Here is a 22,558-nt window from a genome sequence, read left to right on the forward strand (position 1 = left end):
TCGAAGGCGACGGACGGGGAACGACGGAGGGCCGCCTCAGCGGCGCCCGCGGAACCTGCTCAGCGCACGCTTGGCCTCGGCGCGCTTGCGCGGGTCGGAGGCGACCCGCTTGGCCTGCGCGGTCAGTCGGCGCCCCTGCGGGGTGCGGGCGAACGCGGCGATCTTGCTCAGGATGCCCGGCACGGTTCCTCCAAGTGGTCGTGCGTGCCCGGCGGGCGGACACACGAACGGTGATGGTGCTGTCTGCCTCCTACCCCCGAGGGTGCGGCTGATGTCAGCTCGTCGACCGTCCGGGGGAGGCGGCCCGGAACCGGTTCCGGCGCCGGACGGGGGCGCCCGTTCATCCCCTTGGCCACTGTTCCGGGGCGTACCCGCCCGCTCTAGGATGAGGCGCGGTTCGCAACGGCGCGGACGGGAGGGAGGAGCGGTGAAACGTCCCACGATGGTGGACATCGCCCGTCGTGCGGGGGTGACCAAGAGCGCGGTGTCCTTCGCGCTCAACGGCCGACCGGGGGTGTCGGAGACGACCCGCGCCAGGGTGCTGGCCATCGCGGACGAACTGGGCTGGCAGCCCAACAGCGCGGCCAGGGCCCTGTCGGACGGCAAGGCCGGCGCGTTCGGCCTGGTCGTGGACCGCCCGGCCCGCTCCCTGGGCATCGAACCGTTCTTCATGCAACTCCTCTCCGGCATCCAGAGCGAGCTGTCCGAGGACGGCACCTCCCTGCTGTTCACCGTCGCCGCCGGCGTCGAGGCGGAGACGGCCGCCTACCGGACCTGGTGGGCGCAGCGCAAGGTCGACGGCGTCTTCCTCGTCGACATGCGCGTCGACGACCCCAGGGTGCGCGCACTGGAGGAACTGCGCCTGCCCGCCGTGGTGATCGGCTCGCCCGGCGCCGCCGGAAGCCTGCCCACGGTGTGGAGCGACGACGCGGCGGGGGTGCGCACCGCCGTGACCCACCTGGCCGACCTGGGCCACCGCTCGATCGCGCACGTCACCGGCCCCGCCGACCTGCGACACTCCGTCACCCGCGCCGAGGCGTTCACCGCCGCGACCGCCGAACGGGGCGTCACCGGGCGGAACGTCGAGGCCGACTACAGCGGCGAACAGGGATTCGCGGCCACCCGAGCCCTGCTGGAGGGCGACGAACGCCCCACCGCGATCCTGTACGACAACGACGTGATGGCCGTCTCCGGACTGAGCGCCGCCCAGAGCCTGGGCGTCCGTGTCCCCGACGAACTCTCCCTGGTGGCGTGGGACGACTCTCCTCTGTGCGAACTGGTCCACCCCGGTCTGACCGCCCTCCGCCGCGACATCGCCGCCTACGGGGCGCTGGCGGCCCGTCACCTGCGCGACGTGGCGAGCGGACGGACCGTCGAACACCGCCGGATACCCGACGCCACCCTCACCGTCCGCGACAGCACCGCCGCCCCCACCCCCGACGACACGGCGGTCTTCTCCAAGGCGCTCGGCCGGAAGCCGCGCCGGTGATGACGTCCGGTCCGCGACCGTCGGGCCGGGCGGCCCCTAACCGACGAGCCGTTTGCGCCAGTCCAGCGGTGTGACCTCGATGGCGTGATCGGGGATGCCGTTCCACTTCACCGACAGTCCGGCCGCCACGAGGGCCGCCACGACCTCCCGTCCGATCGCCGCCGTCGTCTCCGGTGAGCCGTCGAAACCGCCGTACTGGAGGCTCAGCCCGTACCCGGCCGCGGCCGAGTCCGTGTTCTGGGAGTGGAAGTAGACGAAACCGCGGGAGCCCGGCGATGCTTCCCCGCCGATCTCCGCATGCCCGCAGGTGGGGCAGCAGGTGAAGTCCTCCCGCGCCGTGATGCCCGCCCCCTCCAGCGCCTCGAAGGCCCGGGTGACCCGTTCCGGGTCCGTCTCGCCCTCCCAACCGGCCTGTTCCTCGACGCGCTCCAGCCACATCCGGTCGACCAACACTCGCGCCTGTTCCGGGGAGATCGGCGGAGGGGCGTCCTCGCGGGTCAGGTATTCCCGCGCGTACTCCTGTGCGAACTCGGTCAGTTCCGCCCGGGTGGCGTAGCCGGCGACGAGCATCTCGCGGAGGAGACCTTCGAGTCCCTCGTGCTCCTCGTCGGCGAGTTCGAGAGGAGGCACATCCGGCGCCGGCCCCAGATCCAGCGGAGCCCACTCCAAGCCGGAATCCCAGCCACCCTCCCGACGTGCCCAGCCGGTCATGGCCGCGACCACCCGCTCCGGGGCGTCGAGTTCCACCCGGAAATGTCGATCCGGCCCACCGTCGCGGTGCTCCAGCTCGTACCCTTCCTCCTCCTTGTGCCGCACCTGGGCGAAAACCTCGGGCAGGTCGGGAATCCGCTGCACCACCAAGTAGTTGTCGCCCCGGCCACCGATCCGGCGAACCAGCCCGGCGAACTCCTCGGCGGTGGGCCGGACGTGCCGCTCCCCGCGCTCCGTCCGTACCGTGATCTCAAGCATGCCGCCCACCCTGGCACAGGCCACCGACAATGCGGTGTGGTGGCGGCCCGTGCGACGTCACCTGGGGCTTCGAGGCGTCCCGGTGGGCGTCCCCAGTCGCTGTACCTCGGCGTAGGACAGAGCCTCCTGGTCCGCCGACCGCCCGTCCCGGACGGCCGTCGCGGTGGCCACGGCCACCGCCAGGGCCCTGCGGTACAGCAGCGAACCGAGGCTGATCCTGCGCACGCCCAACGCGGCCAACTCGGAGAGGGAGGGACCGGCCGGCGTGTACAGGATGTTCAGCGGCACCACGAGGGACGCCGTCAGCGCGGCGATCTCGTCCGGGTCCGACAGCCCCGGCACGAACACCCCGTCCGCACCGGCCTGTTCGTAGAGGGCGAGGCGCGTCGCGGTCTCCTCCTTCCGGCGGCCCGACCAGTGGGTGTCGGTACGCGCGTTCACGAACAGCGCGGGAACGGCGGCCTTGACGGCGGCGATCTTCTCGGCGTGCAGCCCCACGGGGGCGAGCGTTCCGTCGGGGCGGCCGTCTTCGAGGTTGATCCCCGCCGCGCCCGCCTCGTACAGCTTCCGGGCCAGCTCGGCCACGTCCGCCACGTCGTCGCTGAAGCCGCCTTCGGCGTCGACGGTGAACAGGAAGGAACCCCGTCCGAGTCGGCGGGCCAGCGCCACGGTCGCGTCGACGGTGGCGGCGGCCCCGTCCGGCAGGCCGGCGGCCGCGGCCACGCCCAGGCTGGTGGTGCCGACGGCGGCGAAGCCCTGAGCTGCCAGAGCGGCGGCGGAGGCGTGGTCCCAGGCGTTGGGCAGCAGCAGGGGGGTGGCCTGGTGGTGGAGGCGGGCGAAGGGGGTGAGCGGACGCCCGCGCAGGCCGTCGGCCAGAGCGAGGGCATGGGTGCGGCCGGGGCAGACGCGGGGTGGGGCGCCGAACGCGAGGGGCACCGGGTGCGCGCGGTTGGCGGTCGCGAGATCGAGGAGGACCACGTCGCCCTCGGCGATCTCCCGGCCCGCGACCCGGGTGGCCCTGGCGGCGACGCGACGCATGACCCGTATCGGGGGAGAATCCCGGAGCACCCGAGCCGGTGGCACGTCGCCGCTGTCGGCCGTGGCCTCGACCAGCGCGGCCGTCGCCTCGCACGCCTGGACCAGCAACCCGATGCGGTTGGCGGCGGCCTCCAGAGCGGCTTCGCTCTTCGGCCCCGGCACCAGTCGCTCCACCAGCCGGGCCACCGCCTCGTCCGCCGCCGCGTCACCACCCCCGAAGTAGGCTCCGGCCACCACGATCACCGCCTCCGCCACCGCTGTGGGCTCCGGCATCCCCAGGGCTTCGGCGAGGGTACGCACCACCCGCGCCCGGGGCTCTCCCTCCGGCTCCGCGGCTGCCGCCCGCCGTAGCGAGGCGGGCTCAAGCCGAGCGAGTTCGGCTTCGACCAGGGCCCGGCGCCGCCGGTGCGGCTCCCCGGAGCTGAACCGGGCCACGGTGGCGCGCAGCCAGGCGACGCTCGCCCCGGCCGGGCCGTCGTCCCCGGCCGGCAGCTCCGGGACGAGCGCCGGGTCGGCGAGCGCCGCCCGCACGTCCGCAGAGCGGTCGAACTCGTGCGTGGTGTGTGTCATGGGCCCGAAGCTAGGGCCGGAACGGTTCGGTGCCGCCCGAACCGTTCCCGCGCCATCATGTGGCCTTCCTGGCCTTCAAGACCGCGCGGGCACCCTCGACGAGGACGGCCTCAGCAAGCGGCATGCAGGGCTCCTTCGGTTCGGCAGTCGCGGCAGAGGCCGGGGGTGGCGGCGCGGAAGGCGCGTTCGCAGCCGTCGCAGGTCTGGAAGGGCAGGACGGCCGGCTTGGCGGGCGGCGGTGGCGGGGCGGGGACGGGGAGGGGTGGTTCGGCGAGGCGGAAGGCGAGGATGCCGGACGGGCGGGTCCACAGACGGTCGGGGAGTCTGCTGGTGAGCGTCTCGGTGATCAGGGCCGGCTCGACGCCCGCCGCGAGCCACCGGGCGACGGCCGGAGCGAGTCGGGCCACCTCCGCACCGGACAGGAGCAGCCGGGGATCGACCGTGCGGAGCGAGGCGAGGAGCGCGACCGCCCGTGGATCCGCCTCGGAGAGCGAGGACGGAGACGGGGACGGAGATGAGGGTGGGGACGGGGCGGATGGTGTGGCGGGCAGCGGCTCGGGTGCCGAAGACGCCTCCGCCCGTGGCCGCCGGGGGCGGGGCAGAGCCGTGGGGGCCGGGGTGTCTTCCCCGCGTGGGACCCCGCGCGGGACCCTGGGTGGGACATCGTAGAAGTAGGTGCGCGTGCGGACCCGGCCGCCGGCCCCCTGCACCCGCCGACGCTCCAGGTAGCCGGCCGCCTCCAGCTCCCTCAGCGCTCGGGAGATCAGGACCTCCCCCTCGGTGAAGTGCTCGCACAGGGCGGCGATGCTCACGGGAGTGCCGTCCGGCAGGGAGGCGATGTAGGCCGCGACACCGATGGTGACCGCGCTTCCTCGCCGCTGGACAAGGGCGTTGGCGAGGACGGTGAAGTCGGCGGTGAGACGGGTACGGACGTGGGGCACACCGGAGGTGGGTACCCCGGTGTCGGCGCGCGAGGGCGCGCTAAACTGCGGGTCAGCCATCGGGAAGTTGTGCTCTTCCTGATCGGTGAGGCCCTCGGAGCGGGATGGCTGTCCCGGCCGGGGGCCGCATCTTTTTGTGGTCGTGGTGAACGTAACCGCCCGAATTCCAAACCTGCAAGCCCATCACCCGTCCGGGTGAAGCGAGGGAAGGGTGGGTGGGTGGGGAGTTCTTTCTCCAGGTTCTTTGGGGGAGTTCGTGGTTCACCGGGTCCTCGTGAACAAGGATCCGGTGAACCACGGAAGCCCATGACGACCGGTTCCCGACCGACCGGGAGACGGGCGGATCAGGGACGGTGACGGCTTTTCAACCCACCGACGAAAGAAGCCCAGGACGCCGCCGGGAAAGCCAACACCGGGCCGCCGGGGGCCTTGCTGTCACGGACGGGGACGACGCCGGGGAAGCCGTCGGCCACCTCCACGCAGTCGCCACCCGCCTGGTTGCTGTAGCTGCTCCTGCGCCAGGCGGCGCCGCTCGGATCGGGACGGGACACTCGCTCCACGGTTGCCCTCCAACACGGATCGGATCATGTCGAGCGACATGAGCGGGGGCAGGGCTGCCGCCCGCAACCGATCGTAAATCTCCGCGTAGCGTTTGACCTCGGCCGGTTCCTCGATGAGTTGGCCGTAATCAGCACCTTCGGTGTAGGCGGCTTCGGTGCCGTCCGGCAGGGTCAGCACCGTCAGGGAGCCGCCCATCGCGCCGTGCCCGCCCTGGTCGAACGGCAGTACCTGCACGGTGATGTGGGGTTCGGCGGCTGCTTCCAGCAGTCGGGTCAACTGACCTCGCATGACGTTCCGTCCGCCAACCGGTCGTCGCAGCACCGCCTCGTCCAGGACGACCCAGAGTTCGGGACGGTCGGGTGAGCGGAGACGGTCCTGTCGTCCCAGCCGCGCGGCGACTCGCTCCTCCAACTGCTCCTCACCACTGAGCATCACGTCGAGGCTCAGCACGGCCCGTGCGTACTCCTCGGTCTGCAACAGACCGGGCACCACGTGCGCCGCGTACTGCCCGATGGACACCGCGCGTTCCGAGAGGGCGATGAACCTCCGTGACCAGTCCGGAAAGGCCTCGCGGTGGACGTACGGCAGCAAGTCGACCAACAAACCGTCCGCGCCGAGCGCGTCGTCGAGCGCGCGCGTCAGTTCGAGCGTCGGTCTGGCGCCGGAGGCCCGCTCGATCTGGGTGATCCGGCTGCCGACCACATACGCCTTCTCACCCAGTTCGGCCTGGGTGAGCCCGGCGGCGATTCTCAATCTGCGGACTCGTGAGCCGAACAGCGCCGCCATCGACGAACGGGGATCGATTTCCTTGGCCAAGACGTCACTTCCGTTTCTTACGGCCTGGAAGGTAAGGCTGCGGTCCCTTCCGAGCGTAGGCGCGTGGACCGATCCTTGAGCACAGAACGTAATGATCCGCATACGGCGCGGATCGAACGGAGAGACGAAGGAAAGCGATGCCGTGCTGATGACGACCACCGCACCGGACGAGGAACCACAGCCCGGTCCGGCGAGCACCGCCGAACCCGAACCGCTGCTCTACACGCAGCAGTTCACGTCGTCGCCCAAAGGCGCGCGGCTCGCCCGACGGTTGGCCTTGAAACGTCTGGAGGAATGGGGGTGGTCCCCCGGCTCGGACACGGCGTGCACCGTCTCCCTGCTGGTCGGCGAACTCGCCGCCAACGCCGTGCGGCACGGCCGTGTACCCGGACGCGACTTCCGTCTCCGGCTCGAAGCGGGGGCACACCTGATCCGCGTGGAGGTCTCGGACGCCTCCCCGGTCCTGCCGCCCACCGTCCCGCCCCTGTCATCCGGCGAGGACGAGTCGGGCCGTGGCCTGTTCCTGGTGGACATCCTCGCCACCCGCTGGGGCGCGGCCCCACGCGCCCCGATCGGCAAGACGGTCTGGGCGGAGGTGGAGACATAGTCCGGTGTACGGCCGCCCCGTGTGTCGTCGCCGTGGTCTCAGGCGCCCGTGGTGCCGTCGATGCGCTCCCGGATCAGGTCCGCATGACCGTTGTGGCGCGCGTACTCCTCGATCATGTGGATCAGGATCCAGCGCAACGACACCTCCCGGCTCCCGCCGAAGTATCCGGCGTCGGACTCGGGCAGCAGGCCGGTGTCGTCCAGCGAGGCCGTGGCGATCAGTTCGCGGCAGCGCGCCACCTCGGCACGCCAGACGGTCAGCGCGTCCTCCAGCCCGTGGTCGGAGGAGACCGTGAACCCGCCTGCCGTCTCCGTGCTCTCCCCGTACACCCAGGGCACGTCGAGCCCGGCGAAGACGCGCTGGAACCAGCCGCGTTCCACCTCCGTCATGTGTCGGACCAGCCCCAGCAGCGTCATCGGCGACGGCGGCACCGAGGCCCGTCGCGCCTGCTCGTCGTCCAGACCCGAGCACTTCAGCGCCAGGGTCGAGCGGTGGAACTCCAGCCAACTCTCCAGCATGGCGCGCTCGTCCGCCCGCGGGGGCGGTACGGGACGTCCGTCCGGCATCGTGGCCGTGGTCATGCGTTCTCCTTCCGGTGAAGGGAGGCGTACGGCGGTGAGGGTCGGACGACCCGCCGCGTCCGGAGGGCGCCGGACGCTCGCCACCGACTCACGGGCCCGCGCACCCCTCGGCCCCGACGGCGGCGCGGCGGGAGGGGCGCGGCGGGGAAGGTGTCATGTGACGCATCCTGTCAGTGCCGCCCCGACACGGCCCAGGGGATTTCCCGCCAGGCGATCTTGCGAAGCACCCGGCGGCGCGTCGAGGGCCGACAGCGGCGGAGGACACGCGGCGGGGCCTTGCGGAAGGGGCTTCCGCGGGGGTTCCATCGGGCGGATGCGATCCGAACACCGGGACGACCGGGAGCCCGGAACGGCGCCCGCCCCGTCCGCCGACACCACCGCCGGGGACCGTGGTTCCCTCCGCGCCGTCACCCTCTTCCCGCTGCTCGTGCTGCTCGCGGGTGCGGTCGGGCTGCTGAGTCCGTCGTCCTTCACCGGATGGGCGCCCTCGGTGCCGTACCTGCTGGGCGTGGTGATGTTCTTCATGGGGCTCACCATGACCCCGCCGGACTTCAAGGGCGTGCTGCGACGGCCCTGGGCGGTCGCGTTGGGCCTGACCGCCCAGTACGTGATCATGCCGGGGACCGGTTGGCTGGTGGCCAAGGCGCTCGATCTCTCCCCTGAGTTGGCCGCGGGCGTGATCCTGGTGGGCTGTGCGCCCGGCGGCACGGCGTCGAACGTGGTGACGTACCTGGCGCGGGGCGACGTGGCCCTGTCGGTGTCGCTGACGAGCGTGTCCACCGTCGTCTCGCCGCTTCTCACGCCCGCGTTGACGCTGGTGCTGGCGGGGGAGTACCTGCCGGTGGACACGGGTTCGATGATGGGCTCGATCCTCAAGACCGTGCTCCTGCCCGTGCTCGCGGGGTTGGTCGTACGGCTGCTGGCGGGACGTCTGGTCACCCTCGCCCTGCCCGTGCTGCCGTGGCTGTCGGTGTCGGCGATCGGGATCATCGTCGCGATCGTGGTGGCGGGCAGCGCCGACGCGGTCAAGTCGGCGGCGGGGACGGTGTTCGCGGCCGTCGTCCTCCACAACGGACTCGGCCTGGCCCTCGGCTACGCGGCGGGTCGGCTCGGCGGACTCGGTGTCCCCGCCTGTCGGGCGCTGACCTTCGAGGTCGGCATGCAGAACTCCGGCCTCGCCGCCTCGCTGGCGGCGGCGCACTTCAGCTCCGCGGCGGCCCTGCCCGCCGCGGTCTTCTCCGTCTGGCACAACGTCTCGGGCGCCCTGGTCGCGGCCTGGTTCTCCCGCCGCTCCCACCCACCGGCGGAGGGCGGGACACGGGACGCCCCCGCGTAAGGGGGAACCCGAGGCCGGTGCCGGCGATCGGCGTGGCCACGGCGGGAAGAGACTCCCGGCGCCGTGGGATGACGAGGGCGTTGCCCGACGAACGGTGGATCGGTTCGGCGGGTGCGGACGTGGACGGGAACCGTCCGGCGGCCTTCACCCATGCGTCCACCACCCATGCGTCCACCGCATCGATGTCGAAGGTTTTGTCATGGCTCTCCGCCTTCCGTGCGCGATCTTCTTCCCGGCAGACTCGTGTACGCGCACAGAGAGTGCGATCAAGGCAGCATCCATGAATGTCGTGACATCGTGCTGCCCTTGCGACAAGGGGGAATTGCGTTGCGCATGAAGCGCCTGACTCTCGGCCTGGCCGCTGTCGTAGCCTCGCTGGCGGCGGCCGTCTCCACCACCGGATCGGCGCAGGCGGTCGCCTCCGCGGAACACGGCCCGGCCGCCCGGACCATGAAGACACCGCCGGCACCGGAGGGCGCGAAGACCATGTCGGCCATGGGAGCGACCGCGGCCTCCCCGGGGATCTCCCCGTACGCCAGGTCCGTCCACGTGCCGCCCAACAGTGACTTCACCTGCGGTAGCGGAAACCTCTGCACCATGGTCTGGGACCCCACGGTGTCCAAGTGGGAGATCTTCTACCTCTACACCTGCGACCGGTACAGCCTGTCCAACTGGCTGGGCACCGGCAAGTACTTCGACAACCAGACCGGCAACCCGACTTCGTACTTCTACGACCGGAACGGCAAGGTCCTCAAGTCCTTCAGGCCCCCGGCCAGTGGGTCGCAGGACTGGGGGCCCGTCTGGTCCATCCGCAACTGCTGAACGCACGGCGCGGCGCGGTTCGGCCCCGGCCGACGGTCGGGGCCGGCCGTCCCGGCGGCCCGAGCCCCGCCGGAAGGCCACCGGACGAACCTCAGGAGGTGTAGAGCGCCTCGATCTCCGCCTCGTACATCTTCGTGATCGCGGCCCGCCGTATCTTCAACGACGGTGTGACCAGACCGTCCGCCATGCTGAACTCGGCCGGCAGGATGCGGAACGCCCGGATGGACTCGGCCCGCGACACCGCGTGGTTCGCCATGGACACCGCCCGTTGGACCTCCGCGCGCAACTCCTCGTCGCGGAGCGCTCCCCGAGGGTCGGAGGGGTCCTTGCCGTGCAGCCGGGACCACTGCTCCAGCGCCTCGGGGTCCAAGGTGATCAACGCCGCGACGTAGGGGCGGTTGTCGCCGACCACCAGACACTGCGACACCAGGGGATGGGCCCGGACGCGCTCCTCCAACACCTGGGGGGCGACGCTCTTGCCGCCGCTGGTGACGATGGTGTCCTTCTTCCGCCCGGTGATGACCAGGTACCCCTCGTCGTCGAGGTGGCCCACGTCGCCGGTGGCGAACCAGCCGTCGCGCAACACGGCGGCGGTCGCCTCGGGATCGTCCAGGTAGCCGGCGAAGACGACGTCGCCGCGCACCCAGATCTCGCCGTCCCGGGCGATGTGGACGGCGTGCCCCGGCAGCGGGCGGCCCACGGTGCCGTGCCTGACGCGCCCCAGCGGCTGGCCGGTCACCGCGGCGGTGGTCTCGGTGAGGCCGTAGCCGTCGTAGACCGTGATCCCGGCGCCCGCGAAGATCAGACCCAGTTCGCGTCGGAGCGTCGATCCGCCCGACACGGCGTACCGCACCCGCCCGCCCAACACCCCCCGCAACTTCCGGTAGACCAGGCGGTCGAAGATCGCGTGCGAGGCCCGGAGCCCCGGACCGGGACCGGGACCCTCGCCCAGGTTCCGCCGCTCCACGGCCTCGGCGTAGCGCACCGCGACGTCCACCGCGCGGTCGAAGAGATCCTCCTTCCCGGCCTCGACGGCGACCTGCCGCGCCCTGCGGAAGATCTTCTCGAAGACGTACGGCACCGCGAAGACGAAGGTCGGCCGGAAGGACGCCAGAGCGGGCAGCAGCGCGGCGGGCGTGATGTCGGGCTGGTGACCGAGCGTCACACCGCACCGCACACAGAACACCTGCACCATCAGCCCGTAGATGTGCGACAGCGGCAGAAAGGCCAGGATCGACGGCTGCTCGCCCGGCTCGGCGAGGAGTTCGGACCACCCGGCGAACAGGATGTCGCACTCGGCCGCGAGGTTGGCATGGGTGATCACGCACCCCTTGGAACGCCCGGTGGTGCCGGAGGTGTAGGCGATGGCGGCGACCGACCCCGGCGTCACCCCGCGGCGGTGACCGTCCACCAGATCGTCGGGAACGTCGCGCCCCCGCTCGCTCAGGAGCCGTACGCAGTCGGTGTCGAGCTGCCAGATGTGGCGCAGCGACGGCACCGCGTCGCACACCGCGCCCACCGTCATGGCGTGGTCCTCGTCCTCGACCACGATCGCCACCACCCGCGCGTCGGAGAGGATCCAACGCACCTGCTCGGCGGAGGAGGTGGGGTAGACGGGCACGACCTGCGCACCGACCGTCCACAGGGCGTAGTTGAACAGCGTCCACTCGTAACGCGTGCGGGCCATCACGGCGACCCGGTCGCCGAACCGTACGCCCTCGGCCAGCAGCCCCTTGGCGAGGGCGGTCACCTCGTCCCGGAAGGCGGCAGCGGTGACCGGAACCCACTCGTCGCCGTCCGGGCCGCCCCGCCGGGCGAGTTGTGTGAACCCCGGGTCGCGTTCGGCCCTGTCGTGGACCGAGTCCGCGAGCCCTCCCGTTCGCATGGGCTCCACCAGGGGCGGAAGACCGAAATCGCGCACGGCACCCCCTCGACGCGCTCCGCCGTGCCGCGTTCAGGCGGCAGAGAGCGAAAAATACCGGCCAATGTCCCTGCTGCCTAGGGGTTGATCAAAAACACTCTTCGCACGGTTTGGGCGCCGTGGCACCCGACGTCCGGAATCCCCGCACACGGCGGACGGCGCGCCGTACGTCCATCGGGAAGACCCCGGCGTTTCGAGGCTTGTGTACTGGTTTGTCAGTGCCGGGATCGGGTCACCCGGTGGGCGTAACGCACGGCGGGTCGGTGCGCCGAGGCCACCGGCCCCGTGCCCGGAAGACCCGTACTCGGAAGAGAGGCGCCCACGATGACGACGATGGTCAAGGACATGCTGCGGACCTACCCGGCCGATCTCGGCGGCGTCAACCGCGGTGCCATGGAGCGCTGCATCTCCGCGTGCTTCGAGTGCTCGCAGGCCTGTACGGCGTGCGCGGACGCCTGTCTGTCGGAGGACATGGTCGCCGAGCTGCGCAAGTGCATCCGCACCAACATGGACTGCGCGGACATCTGCGAGGCCACCGGCAAGATCCTCTCGCGGCACACCGGCTACGACGCCAACATCACCCGCACCCAGCTCCAGGCCTGCGCCATGGTCTGCAAGTCCTGCGCGGAGGAGTGCGAGCGCCACGCCGACATGCACGAGCACTGCCGGATCTGCGCCGAGGCGTGCCGCCGTTGCGAGCAGGCCTGCAACGAACTGCTCGCCACCCTCTGAGGTCCCGCGCCGCCCCGTGGTGGGTGGCGGCGCGCCCTGTGACGACGCCTTGTGACGGGGGCGTCGAAGCCGCCGGGGCGATGCGCCCCGGCGGCCCGAGCCGCCACCGACCGTGCACGGCGTCCAACCGTCGGCGTCCGCACGGCAGTCGCCGCTTCTGATCCGTCGCTCCCGCCGGCCGTGAGGATCGACTCGATGGCCAAGGCCGAGTCGTGGCGCGGCGGAAAATTACCGGACTCGGCGGGGCGCGGCTGTGAGGATGTGCGCGTGGACGATCGGTGGAACATCGAACCCCTGTCCGTGGCACATCCCGACTCGGTCGCCCTGCTGCGCGCCTACTACGACGACATCGTCGGCCGCTACCACGGACGCCGGGTCACAGACGTGGAACTCGACGCGGTGCTCGCCGAGGAGCCCAGCGACGACCTCGCCGCCCCCACCGGGCTCTTCCTGGTGGGCCGGTACGACGGCCGGCCCTCCGGATGTGTCGGGCTGCGCGCACTGGATGCCGAGACCGCCGAGGTGAAGCGACTCTTCGTACGCCCGGAGGCGCGGGGGAGCGGCGGGGGACGGCGGCTGTTGGAGGCCGTCGAACGAGCGGCCCGCGAGTTCCTGGGCGCGCGGGCGGTGCGCCTCGACACCCGCGGCGACCTGGTCGAGGCCCGCGCCCTGTACGCCCGGAGCGGATACGCGGAGATCCCGGACTACAACGGCGAGAAGTACGCCGACCACTGGTTCGAGAAGATTCTCTGACGGTCCGCCGGGTTACTTGCCCCTGTCCCCGCATCGTCCACCGCGGCCGGGGGCAGGTGGACCCGCATGTCCCCGACGCGGATGGGAGAGCGACCCGTGAACACCCACCACAATGCGGAGCACACGTCGGACACCCGCTCCGGCGACGAGGTCGATGAGGTCACCGCCCTGTCGGAGACCGGCCGGCAGCTCCTGGCCGAGGCCGCGTCGGCCTCCTCCGGCAGGGCGGCACGGACGGTCGTCGCCCTGCCGGGCCTCCGCGTCACCCTGCTGGCGCTGGCCGAGGGTCGCGCGCTGGACGACCACCGGGCACCGGGCCCGGCGACCCTCCAGTGCCTGACCGGACGGGCGACGCTGAGCACCGCCGACCGCTCGTGGACGCTGGGGGACGGCGATCTGCTGCCCATCCCCGCCGAGACCCACCGCCTGGACGCGGAGACCGACGCGCTGGTCCTGCTCACCGTCCGCCCGGGCTGACCGCTCCGGGAGCGGGGCCGGACGCGGGCCGGACGGAGGGGCGGGCGAGGGACGTGGTGGCGGGCCGGGTCAGGGGGAGGCGGGACGGGCCGCCGCCACGTTCTCCAGCACGCGCCCGGTGATCAACCCCGGCTCGATCCGCACGTGGACGCTGTTCTCCAGGGGAGCCCAGGAGACGGGGCCGGACCGGTCGAGCCGTTCGATTTCGCTGGGGTCGGTCACCACGGCGGCGCGGCCGGTGACGACCACGCTCCATCCGGAGCGCGTCGCCTCGTCGAAGCAGTCCGCCTCGAAGGCGACCACGCTGTCGTCCACCGCGCGGGCCATCCGGGAGGCGGCCGAGGTGCGCAGGACCACCGCCCGGTCGTGGTCCAGGAAGAAGTTGACGGGCAGGACGGCGGGCAGCGCGTTCTCGGTGTAGACCACGCGTCCCAGCGGGACCTGCGGCAGCAGGCGCAGGCACTCCTGCCGGTCGAGTTCGCGGAAGCCGTCGTGTCGGTGCATGTCCCCATGGTGCGGACACCGGCACGGGCGGGGATAGGGCCGGTCGGTCCCCATCGGGGGAGGGGGAGGGCACCGCCGCCCCCGAGGACACCCGAGGACACCCGAGGACACCGCGAGGACGCGGGGCGGCGGAAGCGGTCTCAGCGGGTGTGGTGCCCGGAGGACGGACCGTGTGCCGGAGCGGTCTGGGTGGCGATGACGGCGGCCTGGACACGGCGCTCGACGCCGAGCTTGGCCAACAGCCGGGAGATGTTGTTCTTGACCGTCTTCTCCGACAGGTAGAGCCGCCGGCCGATCTGCCGGTTGGTCAGGCCCTCGCCGATCAGGGTCAGGATGTCGCGCTCGCGGGGGGTCAGCGAGGCCAGCGCGGCGTCCTGCGGCTCCTCGGCGGCCTCCCGGGCCTCCTGGACGCGCAGGTTGTTCATCAGGCGGGCGGTGGTGGCCGGGTCGAGCATCGACTGCCCGGAGGCGACGGTGCGGACGGCGGACACCAGGTCCGAGCCCCTGATCTGCTTGAGGACGTAACCGGCGGCACCGGCCATGATCGCGTCCAGCAGGGCGTCGTCGTCATCGAAGGAGGTGAGCATCAGACAGGCCAGCTCGGGCATCCGCGAGCGCAGTTCACGGCAGACGGTGATGCCGTCGCCGTCCGGCAGACGCACGTCCAGCACGGCGACGTGCGGACGCAGGGCCGGACCGCGCGCCAGGGCCTGCTCGGCCGAGCCGGCCTCGCCGACCACCTCGATGTCGGGCTCGGCGTCCAGCATGTCGTGCACGCCGCGCCGTACCACCTCGTGATCGTCGAGGAGGAACACCCGGATCGGTGACTGTGGGGAGAACTGCTGGCCTTGGGTCATACCGTTCCTTCACGCCGTCGTTCGGGGCACACCCCCCGCCCTTCGATCGTGCCGGTGGAGGGCCGTTCGACGCCAGGGCCGAACGGCCCTGGTACCGGCACGTCCCCGACGGCACCCGGAACGGCGACTCGGGACAGACTCGGGACAGGCTCAGGACGGCGAACCCAGCGGACCGACCACGGGCGGCTCCGGGGAACGGGCCGGAGCGGACGAGCGGACGAGGTCGAACCCGACGTCCACGACCCCCTCGACCGCGCGGGCCATCCGGGCCGCCGACGGCACCAGGGACGTGTCGCGGATGCGGCCGGTGAAGGTCACCACACCGTCCGACACCCGCACCCCCACGTCGTCGCCCCCGCCGGAGAAGAGGGGGACGAGCACCTCCCGGCGCACCTCCCGGGCGATGTCCTCGTCCGGGCGCAGGAACACCTTGAGCAGGTCACCGCGGCTGACGACGCCCACCAGCCTGCCCTCGGCGTCCACCACGGGCAGCCGCTTGACGTGCCGGCGCGCCATGGTCCGGGCCGCCTCGGCCAGGGTGGCCCCGGCCCGGACGCAGACGGCCGGCGCCGTCATCAACTCGCCCGCGGTCACCGCCCCCACCCGGGCCAGTTCCTCCGGGTGCCGAAGCTGCTCCATGCGGCTGGGAGCGCTGCCGCGGTACTCCTCCTTCGGCAGCAGGTCCGCCTCGGAGACCACGCCGACGACGCGGCCCTCGCCCTCCAGGACCGGCAGGGCGCTGATCCCCCACTGCTCCATGAGGGCCACGATCTGCTTGAAGGGGGCGTCCCGGCCGATGGCGACGACGGTGTGGGTCATCACGTCGCTGACGATGCGGGGGGTGTCGTCCATGGTGTCCTCCTCGGGGCCGGGGGGCCGGGCCGCGGCCGGGACGGTTCGGGTGTTCGGCGGCCTCACGGACGCGGGCCGCTGCCGTACGGCCCGTACAGGTCCAGCAGTCGGGTGCGGGCGCTCTGCAGCCGGTGCGCGACGATCTCGGCCACCTTCATGGAGACCGCGCGCCCCAGCACCGGGTCCTCCTCGCACAGCTCCCGCACCCGGGCGGCGTCGAACTCCACCGCCCGCACCGGGCTGAGCGCCTCCGCGCCCAGGTGCCAGGTGTGGGGCGGGAAGAGCCACGACCAGCCCAGCAGGTCGCCGGGGGAGAGGGTTTCGACGGCGGCCGCGCGGCGACCGGGCACGTGGAGGTCGAGCGTGACCGAACCGGTCCGGATCACCCAGAACCGGTCGGCGCGGTGGCCCTCCTCGAAGATCCGGGCGCCGGCGGGGAAGGACACCTCGCGGGCGAATTCCATCAGCCGCTCGCGCCCCTCGGGGGGCAGTGCTCCGAGCAGGTTCGTGGGGGCGGAGATCATGACGAGCCTCCCGTCCGGTCGATTGTTCGCGTGTGGTGTCCGCGTGGGCGCCGCGTTGCGGGTGCGGACGCGGCCTCACCGTCATCGTCGAGCGGCCCCGCCCGCCGGGACAGGGGCCGGACGGGGACCGGAGGCGGGACCTTCGGCCCCCACCGCCGCGGTACCACCGTGAGACGGTGGGGATGCGCCCGATCGGCGGGGGATTCGTCGGGGACGGCGAGCGCCCCGGCGGTCCGCGCACACGGCGGTCACCGGCCCCGCGGGCCCGGACGGCCCCCGAGGGGACAGGTGGCCCCGGGTCTTCCCGGGTACCCGAGGAGGCCCGGAGAGGAAGACGGCGGAGAGCCGCACCGAGTGTGGAGGTGTGTGATGGCGCGTACGGTCACCGTGGGCGTGGACGGTTCGGGCGAGAGCCTGGCCGCCGCCGACTGGGCGGCCCGGGAGGCGCTGCGACGCGAGGTCCCGCTGAGGCTGGTCCACGTGCGGGAACCCGACCCCTTCACCCCTCCGGCCTCCTTCGCCGACCCCGAGACCCGGGAGCACTGGGCCCGCCGGATCCCGCGCGACGCGGCGAACGACCTGGCGGCCCGGCACCCGGGCCTGGAGATCGTCACCGACCAGCTCACCGGCCACGCCGCCGCGGTCCTCACCGATGTCGCCAAGGACGCCGAGCTGCTGGTCATCGGCACCCGAGGGCTGGGCGTCGTCGCCGGCTTCCTGGTCGGTTCCGTCGCCCTGAGCACCGTGGCCCGCGTGCCGTGCCCGGTCGTCCTGGTACGGGCCGGGACCACCGACGAGCACGCGCGGAAGGAGGGTGTCGGGGACGCCGCCGACCACGGCCCGTACCGCGACGTCGTCCTGGGCGCGGAGCTGTACCGGCCCAGCGACGAACTCTTCGCGTTCGCCTTCGACGTCGCCGCCCGGCGCGGCGCCGCGCTGCGGGTCGTCCACGGCTGGAACCCGCCGCTGGTCTACGGCATCGACCCCGTCGCCGTAGATCCCCGCATGGCCACGGAACTGGCCGAGGAGAGCGCCCGGACGCTGCGGGACGCGCTGCGCCCCTGGCGGGAGAGGCACCCCGACGTCGAGGTGCGGGCGGAGGCCGTGGTCGGCCGGCCCGCCCGCCTCCTGCTGGAGGCCGCCAAGGACGCCTCCCTGGTGGTCGTCGGCCGCCGCAAGCGCCGCTCCCCGGTGGGCTTCCGCGTCGGGCCGATCACCCACGCGGTCATGCAGCACGCGCCCGCGCCCGTCGCCGTCGTCCCGTACGACTGACCACGGTCGGCGGTGCCCGGGGCGCGCCCGGCGGCCCGCCCCGGGCACCGGCGGGCCGGTCTCGCGGGTCCTCCCGCCGCACCGCCGCCGTGAGACGCCGCCGTGAGACGCGGACGGGACGCCGACGGGGCGCAGACGGGAGGGGAGGTCAGCGGATGTGCCGGCCGGAGATGGCGCGGGCGATGACCAGCCGCTGGATCTCGCTGGTTCCCTCGAAGATGGTGTAGATCTTCGCGTCCCGGTACATCCGCTCCACCGGGTGCTCCCGGCTGTATCCGGCGCCACCGAGGATCTGGACGGCCTTCTCCGTGGCGTTGACGGCCAGTTCGCCGGCGCGCAGCTTGGACATCGAGCCCTGGCCCGCGTCGAAGGCGCGACCGTTGCGGGCCATCCAGGCCGCCTGCCAGATCAGCAGGCGGACCGCCTCGATCTCGGTCCGCAGGTCGGCCAGGGCGAAGGCGATCGCCTGGTTCTCGACGATGGGCCGGCCGAAGGCCTCCCGCCCGCCCGCGTACTCCAGGGCGTACTCGTAGGCGGCGCGGGCGATGCCGAGCGCCTGCGCGCCCACGGTGGGACGGCTGACCTCGAAGGTCGCCATGGCGGCCTGGCCCTTGGCCCGGCCGCCCTCCCGGGCACGGGCGAGCCGGGCGTCCAGCTTCTCCTTCCCGCCCAGCAGACAGTGGCCCGGCACCCGGACCTCGTCCAGGAAGACGTCGGCGGTGTGCGAGGCCCGCAGCCCCAGCTTCTTGATCTTGCGGCCGCTCTCCAGCCCGGGGGTGCCGGGCGGGACGATGAACGCGGCCTGGCCGCGGGCGCCGAGCTCGGGCTCCACCGAGGCCACCACCACGTGGACGTTCGCGATGCCGCCGTTGGTGATCCACGCCTTCTGACCGCTGATCACCCACTCGTCCTTGGCCTCGTCCCAGCGGGCGCGGGTGCGCATGGCCGAGACGTCGGAGCCGGCGTCGGGTTCCGAGACGCAGAAGGCGGCGACCTTGGGGTCGTCCTCGTCGCCGAAGCACTGGGGGACCCATTCGGCGAGCTGGTCGGGGGTGCCGGAGGAGAAGATGCCCGCGACGGCGAGCGAGGTGCCGAACAGCGCCATGCCGATGCCGGCGTCACCCCAGAACAGTTCCTCGTTGGCGATCTGGAGGGACAGACCGGAGGGGTCGCCGTACATGTCGGCCAGGGACTCGAAGCCGTACAGGCCGATCCGGGCGGCCTCCCGGATGACGGGCCAGGGAGTCTCCTCCCTCTCGTCCCATTCGGCGGCGGCCGGGCGGACCACGTCGGCGGCGAAGCCGCGCACCCAGTCGCGCAGGTCCCTCTGTTCCTCGGTGAGGTCGAGCGAGAAGCCACTCATGCCGTCTCTTCCCTTGTCGCGTCCGTCGTCGTCCGTCGTCCGTGTGTCGGCGTTCCTCACGCCTTGGGGATGTCGAAGTACCGGGTCAGTCCGGAGGCCAGGCCGACGTCGCCGGCCAGCCGCAGCTTGCGGGTGATGAACATCGTCACCGGGTTGGCGTTGCCGGAGACGAGCCTGAGGAACTCGGCGTCGCCCAGGATCAGCGTGGTGCGCGGCTCGGCCTCGGTGCGCCCTTCGTGGACCGTGCACGTCCCGTCGGCGATGGCGACGTCGTACACCACGTCGCTCTCCCCGGTGACCTTCCACCGGATCAGGGCGTCGAGCGAACCGGCGCTCTCCGGGCGGAACTGCCGCTCCATCCGCCGGAAGACCTCGCCGAGCACGCGCCGGCGCAGGTCGCCGCGCATGATCTCGTTGATCTCCTTGGTGGACAGGCCCTTGACGATCCGGGCGAACTCCTCGGGGGAGACGGCCGCGAAGTCGAGGGCGGCCAGCTCGTCCTTGACGCTGTCGGCCATGGGGCACCCCTCAATTCTTACTCTGAAGTAAGTTTACCGGCGAGTAAGATTACGTGATGGTAGGTAGGCTGGCAAGGTGAGCGACAAGCGCAGGCGAAGGGTCCCCCGGCAGGTCCGGGAGCAGCAGATCATCGACATGGCGGTCCAGGTCTTCGCCAGGCGCGGATACCACCCCGCGTCGGTGGACGAGATCGCCGAACTGGCCGGAATCTCCAAGCCGATGGTCTACCTCTACCTCGACTCCAAGGAGGGCCTGTTCCTCGCGTGCCTGCGCCGCGAGGCAGAACGGCTGGTGGCCGCCTTCCGGAAGGCGGCGCGCGACGTCGGCCCCCCGGAACTGCGGCTGTGGGCGGGGCTGTCGGCGTTCTTCGCCTTCGTCACCGAACACCGGGACAGTTGGGTGGTGCTCCACCGGCAGACCTCGGAACTCAGCACGGCCATCACCGCGGAGGTCGCCCGGGCCCGCCGCGCGGTCATGGCGGAGGTGACGGGCCTGGTCCGCGACGGCATCGCGGAGGCCACCGGATCGGTCCGACTCGGCGACGAGGAGGCCGACTTCGTGGCGCACGTGCTGGTGGGCGCGGCGGACTCGCTCACCGACTGGATGGAGAGCCACCCCGACGAGACCCCCGAGCGGGTCACCCGACGCCTGATGAACATGGTGTGGGTGGGCATGCGCAACGTGCTCGGAGGGGAGTTCTGGGAGCCTCCGGAGCCGCCGCGGACCCCGGAGGCGCCCCCCTCCGAGGAGGCCGGGGAGGAGTCAACCGAGGGGTGACACCTCGCCGCGCAGGTGCTCGCGCGCCCCGTCGTCCCCCCGCAGCCCGAACTCCCAACCGGCGCCGGACCGGGCGGCGGTGAGGCGCACCCGCGCGGGCAGCAGGACCGGCGCCCGGAAGGAGACGTCCACCCGGTAGGCGTCGGGAAGACGGTCCTCCAGCGCCGCCAGGGCGCGGGCCTTGGTCCACATGCCGTGCGCGATGGCGCGGGGAAAGCCGAAGAGACGCGCGGCCACCGGGTGGAGGTGGATGGGGTTGCGGTCGCCCGAGACGGCGGCGTAGCGGCGTCCCGCCGAGCCGGGCACCTCCCACCGCTCGTCCAGGACCGGCTCGCCCGCCCGTCGGGGGCCGCCGGCGGAGACGTCGGCGCGCGGTCGGGAGCCCTCCGCGGCACGCTCGCGGTGGAGGTAGGTGCTGACGGACCGCCAGACCGGGACGGAACCGTCGTCGGCCTCGGCGACCACGTCGAAGGCGGTGCCCTTCGGGTGCGGGCGCGACCGGTCGGCCCACACCCGGTAGGTGAGCCGCTCCCCGGCCTCCACCGGCCGCAGCCGCTCGATCCGGTTGGCGATGTGGACCAGGCCGAGCAGCGGCAGGGGGAAGTCCCGGGCGGTCATCAGCGACATGGCCAGGGGGAAGGCGACGATGTGCGGATACGTCACCGGCAGGCGGGAGGAGTCCGCGAAACCGCAGACGTCCGCGTAGCGGCGCAACCGGACCGGATCGGCCGCCACATCGCGCAGCACCAGCCGCCGCGCCGGGACCGGGCCCTCGCCGCGCCGGGACAGCAGGGCACGGACGTACAGGGACACCGTGCCGGGAGCCGACGGCAGCTCCCGCGTCTCCGGCTCCCCGGTGCTCCCGTTCTCCGGGTTTCCCACGATCCTCACGCTCCCAGCAGGGACTGGCCGCACACGCGCAGCACCTGACCGTTGACCCCACCGCTGCCGGGCGAGGCGAACCAGGCGATGGCCTCGGCCACGTCGACGGGCAGACCGCCCTGCCTGAGGCTGTTCATACGGCGACCTGCCTCCCTGACGAACAGCGGTATCGCCGCCGTCATCCTCGTCTCGATGAAACCCGGGGCCACGGCGTTGACGGTGATCCCGCGCTCGGCCGCCGTCGGCGCCAGGGCCTGGACCAGACCGATCAGACCGGCCTTGCTCGCCGCGTAGTTGGTCTGCCCCACGTTGCCGGCGATGCCGCTCATGGAGGAGGTGCACACGATCCGGCCGCCCTCGCGCAGCACGGGTTCGCCGGAGTCGTCGGGGGCCAACAGGCGTTCCGTCACGCGCTCCACGGCGGTGAGGTTGACCGACAGCACGGCGTCCCAGCGGTCGGCGTCCATCCGGCCCAGGGTCTTGTCGCGGGTGATGCCCGCGTTGTGCACCATCACGTCCAGCCCGCCGTGGCGTTCGCGCAGGTGGGCCACGAGGGTGTCGCCGGCGTCGGCGGCGGTGACGTCCAGCGGCAGCGCGTCCCCGCCGACCCGCTCCGCCACCGCGCGCAGCTCCGCCGCCTGGCCGGGGACGTCCAGGCAGACCACCGTCGCCCCGTCCCGGGCCAGGGTCTCGGCCACCACCTCGCCGATGCCCCGCGCGGCGCCGGTGACCACGGCGACCCTGCCGTCCAGCGGACGCTCCCAGTCGGCCGGGACGCCGGCCGGGCCGACGGGCTCGGCGACGCGCACCACCTGGCCGGAGACGTAGGCCGAGCGGGCCGAGAGGGCGAACCGCACGGTGGACTCCACGGCCCCCTCCGCGCCCGGCGCGACGAGCAGCAGGTGCGCGGTCGCCCCGCGCCGCAGCTCCTTGCCGACCGAGCGGACGAAGCCCTCCAGCGCGTGCTGGGCGGCGGCCTCCCGTGCGTCACGGGCCAGTTCGGGCGGGGTGCCGACGACCACCACCCGACCGCAGGGGGCGAGGGAGCGGACGCGCGGGTGGAAGAAGGCGTGCAGGGCGCGCAGTCGGGTGCTGTCGTTGATGCCGGTCGCGTCGAAGACCAGCGCGGCGGGGGACTCGTCCGCGCCGGCGCGCTCGGCGGACGGCAGGGACGCGACCAGCTCGCGCAGCGGCTCGGTCAGCCGGCCGCCGTCGGCGCCGTCCACGACGACGGGACCGGACAGAACGGGACGGCCCGGACGGTGACGTTCGAGGTTCTCCGGGCGTGGCAGGCCCAGCCGCTTGGCGAGGAAGGCGCCGGGACCGGAGGACGTCAGTTTCCGGTAGCGATCGACCATTGATTTCTCCTTACGCATGAGTAAGTTTACTCCGAAG

25 protein-coding genes are annotated in these 22,558 nt (G+C 72.6%); 9 read left to right on the forward strand and 16 right to left on the reverse strand.

Annotation, left to right across the window (positions count from 1 at the left end; genetic code table 11):
* Positions 1-36: 36 nt before the first annotated feature.
* Positions 37-183 (reverse strand): hypothetical protein, encoded by a 147-nt coding sequence (locus tag IF47_RS30995; RefSeq protein ID WP_169745193.1) that lies wholly within the window; start codon positions 181-183, stop codon positions 37-39.
* Positions 184-427: 244 nt separating this feature from the next.
* Here IF47_RS30995 and IF47_RS0102145 point away from each other — a divergent pair, with 244 nt between their 5' ends.
* On the forward strand, positions 428-1,489 hold the full coding sequence (locus tag IF47_RS0102145; RefSeq protein WP_051716842.1) for a LacI family DNA-binding transcriptional regulator: 1,062 nt from the start codon (positions 428-430) through the stop codon (positions 1,487-1,489).
* A 36-nt stretch (positions 1,490-1,525) separates the two neighbouring features.
* On the opposite strand, the gene IF47_RS0102150 is transcribed toward IF47_RS0102145, so the two are convergent.
* The 5 genes from IF47_RS0102150 to IF47_RS0102165 all read right to left on the reverse strand — a co-directional run bounded on the left by IF47_RS0102150 (position 1,526) and on the right by IF47_RS0102165 (position 6,354).
* Positions 1,526-2,458 (reverse strand): DUF6891 domain-containing protein, encoded by a 933-nt coding sequence (locus IF47_RS0102150; protein ID WP_031506212.1) that lies wholly within the window; start codon positions 2,456-2,458, stop codon positions 1,526-1,528.
* Positions 2,459-2,515: 57 nt separating this feature from the next.
* Complete coding sequence (locus IF47_RS0102155; RefSeq protein WP_031506213.1) at positions 2,516-4,066, reverse strand: isocitrate lyase/phosphoenolpyruvate mutase family protein; 1,551 nt, start codon at positions 4,064-4,066, stop codon at positions 2,516-2,518.
* Between the two features lie 110 nt (positions 4,067-4,176).
* Positions 4,177-5,067 (reverse strand): hypothetical protein, encoded by an 891-nt coding sequence (locus IF47_RS0102160; protein ID WP_031506214.1) that lies wholly within the window; start codon positions 5,065-5,067, stop codon positions 4,177-4,179.
* A gap of 284 nt (positions 5,068-5,351) precedes the next feature.
* Positions 5,352-5,486, reverse strand: a complete 135-nt coding sequence (locus IF47_RS31360) for a DUF397 domain-containing protein (protein ID WP_078591494.1) — start codon at positions 5,484-5,486, stop codon at positions 5,352-5,354.
* The gene (locus tag IF47_RS0102165; protein ID WP_031506215.1) at positions 5,443-6,354 is read right to left on the reverse strand and encodes a helix-turn-helix domain-containing protein; all 912 of its coding nucleotides are present in this window, start codon (positions 6,352-6,354) and stop codon (positions 5,443-5,445) included. The genes IF47_RS31360 and IF47_RS0102165 overlap by 44 nt, the downstream gene beginning before the upstream one ends.
* A gap of 178 nt (positions 6,355-6,532) precedes the next feature.
* Here IF47_RS0102165 and IF47_RS0102170 point away from each other — a divergent pair, with 178 nt between their 5' ends.
* Positions 6,533-6,991: an ATP-binding protein gene (locus IF47_RS0102170; RefSeq protein WP_031506216.1), complete on the forward strand. Its 459-nt coding sequence runs from the start codon at positions 6,533-6,535 to the stop codon at positions 6,989-6,991.
* A 38-nt stretch (positions 6,992-7,029) separates the two neighbouring features.
* On the opposite strand, the gene IF47_RS0102175 is transcribed toward IF47_RS0102170, so the two are convergent.
* Positions 7,030-7,572, reverse strand: a complete 543-nt coding sequence (locus IF47_RS0102175; RefSeq protein WP_031506217.1) for a DinB family protein — start codon at positions 7,570-7,572, stop codon at positions 7,030-7,032.
* A 313-nt stretch (positions 7,573-7,885) separates the two neighbouring features.
* Here IF47_RS0102175 and IF47_RS0102180 point away from each other — a divergent pair, with 313 nt between their 5' ends.
* Positions 7,886-8,908: a bile acid:sodium symporter family protein gene (locus IF47_RS0102180; protein ID WP_051716843.1), complete on the forward strand. Its 1,023-nt coding sequence runs from the start codon at positions 7,886-7,888 to the stop codon at positions 8,906-8,908.
* Positions 8,909-9,241: 333 nt separating this feature from the next.
* On the forward strand, positions 9,242-9,730 hold the full coding sequence (locus tag IF47_RS0102185) for a hypothetical protein (RefSeq protein WP_245640961.1): 489 nt from the start codon (positions 9,242-9,244) through the stop codon (positions 9,728-9,730).
* A gap of 91 nt (positions 9,731-9,821) precedes the next feature.
* Here IF47_RS0102185 and IF47_RS0102190 read toward each other — a convergent pair whose 3' ends face one another.
* Entirely contained in the window at positions 9,822-11,651 is a 1,830-nt protein-coding gene (locus IF47_RS0102190; RefSeq protein ID WP_031506220.1) for an AMP-dependent synthetase/ligase, read from the reverse strand.
* 324 nt (positions 11,652-11,975) lie between these two features.
* On the opposite strand from IF47_RS0102190, the gene IF47_RS0102195 reads away from it, so the two are divergent.
* The 3 genes from IF47_RS0102195 to IF47_RS0102205 all read left to right on the forward strand — a co-directional run bounded on the left by IF47_RS0102195 (position 11,976) and on the right by IF47_RS0102205 (position 13,613).
* A complete protein-coding gene (locus tag IF47_RS0102195) occupies positions 11,976-12,383 on the forward strand; it encodes a four-helix bundle copper-binding protein (RefSeq protein WP_031506221.1) in 408 nt (135 codons plus the stop codon).
* 267 nt (positions 12,384-12,650) lie between these two features.
* The gene (locus IF47_RS0102200; RefSeq protein ID WP_245640962.1) at positions 12,651-13,136 is read left to right on the forward strand and encodes a GNAT family N-acetyltransferase; all 486 of its coding nucleotides are present in this window, start codon (positions 12,651-12,653) and stop codon (positions 13,134-13,136) included.
* A gap of 96 nt (positions 13,137-13,232) precedes the next feature.
* Complete coding sequence (locus IF47_RS0102205; RefSeq protein ID WP_245640963.1) at positions 13,233-13,613, forward strand: cupin domain-containing protein; 381 nt, start codon at positions 13,233-13,235, stop codon at positions 13,611-13,613.
* A 69-nt stretch (positions 13,614-13,682) separates the two neighbouring features.
* On the opposite strand, the gene IF47_RS0102210 is transcribed toward IF47_RS0102205, so the two are convergent.
* The 4 genes from IF47_RS0102210 to IF47_RS0102225 all read right to left on the reverse strand — a co-directional run bounded on the left by IF47_RS0102210 (position 13,683) and on the right by IF47_RS0102225 (position 16,350).
* Positions 13,683-14,117 carry a pyridoxamine 5'-phosphate oxidase family protein gene (locus tag IF47_RS0102210; protein WP_031506224.1) on the reverse strand — a complete coding sequence of 145 codons (435 nt, stop codon included), beginning with the start codon at positions 14,115-14,117 and terminating at the stop codon, positions 13,683-13,685.
* A gap of 140 nt (positions 14,118-14,257) precedes the next feature.
* Positions 14,258-14,974 carry a response regulator gene (locus IF47_RS0102215; RefSeq protein WP_031506225.1) on the reverse strand — a complete coding sequence of 239 codons (717 nt, stop codon included), beginning with the start codon at positions 14,972-14,974 and terminating at the stop codon, positions 14,258-14,260.
* Positions 14,975-15,124: 150 nt separating this feature from the next.
* The gene (locus IF47_RS0102220; RefSeq protein WP_051716846.1) at positions 15,125-15,826 is read right to left on the reverse strand and encodes a CBS domain-containing protein; all 702 of its coding nucleotides are present in this window, start codon (positions 15,824-15,826) and stop codon (positions 15,125-15,127) included.
* Positions 15,827-15,888: 62 nt separating this feature from the next.
* Complete coding sequence (locus IF47_RS0102225) at positions 15,889-16,350, reverse strand: cyclic nucleotide-binding domain-containing protein (protein WP_031506227.1); 462 nt, start codon at positions 16,348-16,350, stop codon at positions 15,889-15,891.
* Between the two features lie 369 nt (positions 16,351-16,719).
* Between IF47_RS0102225 and IF47_RS0102230 the strand changes: the two genes are divergently transcribed.
* Entirely contained in the window at positions 16,720-17,622 is a 903-nt protein-coding gene (locus IF47_RS0102230; protein WP_031506228.1) for a universal stress protein, read from the forward strand.
* A 148-nt stretch (positions 17,623-17,770) separates the two neighbouring features.
* Here IF47_RS0102230 and IF47_RS0102235 read toward each other — a convergent pair whose 3' ends face one another.
* Entirely contained in the window at positions 17,771-18,985 is a 1,215-nt protein-coding gene (locus IF47_RS0102235) for an acyl-CoA dehydrogenase family protein (RefSeq protein WP_031506229.1), read from the reverse strand.
* 56 nt (positions 18,986-19,041) lie between these two features.
* A complete protein-coding gene (locus IF47_RS0102240) occupies positions 19,042-19,503 on the reverse strand; it encodes an SCP2 sterol-binding domain-containing protein (RefSeq protein ID WP_031506230.1) in 462 nt (153 codons plus the stop codon).
* Between the two features lie 76 nt (positions 19,504-19,579).
* Here IF47_RS0102240 and IF47_RS0102245 point away from each other — a divergent pair, with 76 nt between their 5' ends.
* The gene (locus IF47_RS0102245; protein WP_031506231.1) at positions 19,580-20,281 is read left to right on the forward strand and encodes a TetR/AcrR family transcriptional regulator; all 702 of its coding nucleotides are present in this window, start codon (positions 19,580-19,582) and stop codon (positions 20,279-20,281) included.
* On the opposite strand, the gene IF47_RS0102250 is transcribed toward IF47_RS0102245, so the two are convergent.
* Positions 20,267-21,172, reverse strand: coding sequence for a MaoC/PaaZ C-terminal domain-containing protein (locus IF47_RS0102250; RefSeq protein ID WP_245640964.1), 906 nt, complete (start codon positions 21,170-21,172; stop codon positions 20,267-20,269). The two genes, IF47_RS0102245 and IF47_RS0102250, sit on opposite strands and share 15 nt — an antisense overlap.
* Positions 21,169-22,521 carry a 3-oxoacyl-ACP reductase gene (locus tag IF47_RS0102255; protein WP_031506233.1) on the reverse strand — a complete coding sequence of 451 codons (1,353 nt, stop codon included), beginning with the start codon at positions 22,519-22,521 and terminating at the stop codon, positions 21,169-21,171. The genes IF47_RS0102250 and IF47_RS0102255 overlap by 4 nt, the downstream gene beginning before the upstream one ends.
* Positions 22,522-22,558 lie beyond the last annotated feature (37 nt).

The sequence above is a fragment of the Streptomyces megasporus genome (genome assembly GCF_000718985.1).
Lineage (GTDB): Bacteria > Actinomycetota > Actinomycetes > Streptomycetales > Streptomycetaceae > Streptomyces > Streptomyces megasporus.